At 51.2% G+C, this 2,312-nt stretch carries 2 protein-coding genes and 2 pseudogenes; 2 read left to right on the plus strand and 2 right to left on the minus strand.

Translation table 11 applies throughout. The annotated features are described in order from the left end of the window. Window positions 1-130: 130 nt before the first annotated feature. A pseudogene (locus tag CINSTRO3249_RS15215) lies at window positions 131-355 on the plus strand (phage major capsid protein); the annotation flags it as partial. A 25-nt stretch (window positions 356-380) separates the two neighbouring features. Beyond that, window positions 381-482, plus strand: a pseudogene (locus CINSTRO3249_RS17790) (hypothetical protein); the annotation flags it as partial. A gap of 204 nt (window positions 483-686) precedes the next feature. On the opposite strand, the gene fis reads toward CINSTRO3249_RS17790, so the two are convergent. Both fis and dusB read right to left on the minus strand, forming a co-directional pair. After that, window positions 687-983 carry a DNA-binding transcriptional regulator Fis gene (gene fis, locus CINSTRO3249_RS15225; RefSeq protein ID WP_011410014.1) on the minus strand — a complete coding sequence of 99 codons (297 nt, stop codon included), beginning with the start codon at window positions 981-983 and terminating at the stop codon, window positions 687-689. Window positions 984-1,006: 23 nt separating this feature from the next. Further along, window positions 1,007-1,972 carry a tRNA dihydrouridine synthase DusB gene (gene dusB, locus CINSTRO3249_RS15230; RefSeq protein WP_074013846.1) on the minus strand — a complete coding sequence of 322 codons (966 nt, stop codon included), beginning with the start codon at window positions 1,970-1,972 and terminating at the stop codon, window positions 1,007-1,009. Window positions 1,973-2,312 lie beyond the last annotated feature (340 nt).

A 2,312-nucleotide genomic window follows, 5' to 3' on the forward strand; every position in this document is an offset into this window, starting at 1 on the left:
TGCTCATGCTGAGTTTCCAGCACTAGATTAACTGCCCGTTCACGGACTTCCGGAGAGTAACGTTTGGTCGTTGTCATAGAGACCTCCACTTTTAAAGTATAGACTCTAATTTATCCGGGGTGATTCATATTACCTCGAAAACATGGGCGATGCGGCCGCCGGTGAGCCGGTTCTGGCCGTAGGCGACTTCAAACGTGGCTATTACATCGTGGATCACACCACCGGAGTGCGCACCCGCCCGAACAACATCACCGAACCAGGCTTCTACAAAGTCCTTACTGATCAATATCTGGGGGCTGGGCTGGTGGACTTCAACGCCATCACGGTACTGGAAATTCCGGGTGCAGGTTCCTGATCCGATGTTCAGGGGCTGCGGCCCCATGCCGCGCAAGAACGCCAAATCAACCGTGGCCGCGATGCTGGCGAACGGGTTTCTGGTGATGGAGCACGGCCAGCAGGACATTTACACCGCTTGTACCAGCTACAGCCCCCGCCAGCACTGGCCTGAGCGAAAAGTGGTACAGGGGTACAGCAAAAACAGCAAAACCGCCAAAAGCCCCGATTTGTTCTCATGCTTTTAATTTTGTTCAAAAGCCCGTGGGGTACACGGTGGGGTACAAATCATAAAAAAGGTGCTTCACCAAGTGGTAAAGCACCTTAATAAACAATGTTATAAGAAGTAACTATCAGTTCATGCCGTATTTTTTCAATTTCTTACGCAGGGTGCCGCGGTTGATGCCCATCATCTGCGCCGCGCGGGTCTGATTGCCGCGGGTGTATTGCATGACCATGTCCAACAGAGGCTGTTCTACTTCAGCCAGTACCAGCTCATAGAGGTCGTTGACGTCCTGACCGTTTAGTTGAGCAAAATAGTTCTTCAGTGCTTGCTTTACCGAGTCACGCAGGGGTTTTTGCGTTACCTGATCCTGAGAGTTAACGGTGGAAACGGTCAGTACGTCAGAATTTACGCGTTGTTCGAACATAGTTCTGTCTGCTCTTTTTTCTATTACGCAAGATTTGCAAAGTATGCCTCCAACGCCTCCAGCTGTTCGCTGGCATCCTCTATGGCGTTGAATGTGCGCCTAAACTGGTTGTCAGGGGCATGCGCCTGTAAAGACCAGGACACGTGCTTACGAGCGATGCGGAATCCCTTGCCTGGACCGTAAAAGTCGTGCAATTTCCTAACATGCTCCATCAACAAATGCTTCACCTCGCCTAACGGCAGCGGCGGCAGCAATTCCCCCGTATCCAGATAATGCTGGATTTCCCGGAAGATCCAGGGTCTTCCCTGAGCGGCGCGGCCTATCATCAGGGCATCCGCCCCGGTGTAATCCAGCACCGCTCTGGCTTTCTGCGGGTCAGTAATGTCTCCATTGGCGATAACCGGAATGGAAACACACTGCTTAACTGCCCGAATACTGTCGTACTCCGCGTTGCCGTTGAACAGGCAAGCGCGGGTGCGGCCATGAATCGTGATGGCCTGTATACCACAATCTTCGGCCAATTGGGCAATTTGTACACAATTTCGGTGATCCGGCGCCCAGCCTGTACGAATTTTCAGCGTTACCGGCACGTCGACGGCACGCACCACCGCGATCAGAATCTGCTTGATGAGATCCGGATATTGCAGTAATGCCGAGCCCGCCAATTTACGGTTCACTTTCTTGGCTGGGCAACCCATGTTGATATCAATCAGCTGCGCGCCGTTCGCCACGTTGATGACGGCGGCGGCGGCCATATCAGCAGGATCGCAACCGGCGATTTGCACCGCCCGGATACCGGGTTCATCACTATGTACCATACGCAAACGCGACTTATCGGTCCGCCACACCTCAGGGTTTGAGGAGAGCATTTCCGAAACCGTCATTCCCGCCCCCATTGCGTGACATAAGGCTCTGAACGGGCGATCTGTCACACCGGCCATCGGAGCCGCAATCAGGCAATTAGCGAGCTGGAGGTGTCCAATACGCATAGACAAAGAGAGACCATACTGTGTCCGCAAGGGCGCGTATATTACGCATTTTTTTCATCAGATGAAAGGCCAAACTTTGAACAATTATGTGTCGGCGATCAATGATTTCAGTCTTTTTTCTGTAATGATTACGCTTTTTTCAATAAATACATTAAGTTAACAAAAATAGTCTATTTTGTGTGATAACCATTTTTTCCATCGGCCGCCGGTAAGGGCATAGGTATCTACACATTTATCGTGATACCTGTTATTACTTTGCAGAATGATTTCAACCTATCTGTTGGCGGGATTGACTCTCGCCTTACCCGCCGATATCAGACGCTGGTTAAACAGCATATGA

The sequence above is a fragment of the Candidatus Sodalis sp. SoCistrobi genome (genome assembly GCF_900143145.1).
GTDB lineage: Bacteria > Pseudomonadota > Gammaproteobacteria > Enterobacterales > Enterobacteriaceae > SoCistrobi.

What these genes read in the sequence shown, in the direction of transcription:
- dusB (WP_074013846.1), bottom strand. Translation starts at nt 1,972, where the DNA reads ATGCGTATTGGACACCTCCAGCTCGCTAATTGCCTGATTGCGGCTCCG.
- fis (WP_011410014.1), bottom strand. Translation starts at nt 983, where the DNA reads ATGTTCGAACAACGCGTAAATTCTGACGTACTGACCGTTTCCACCGTT.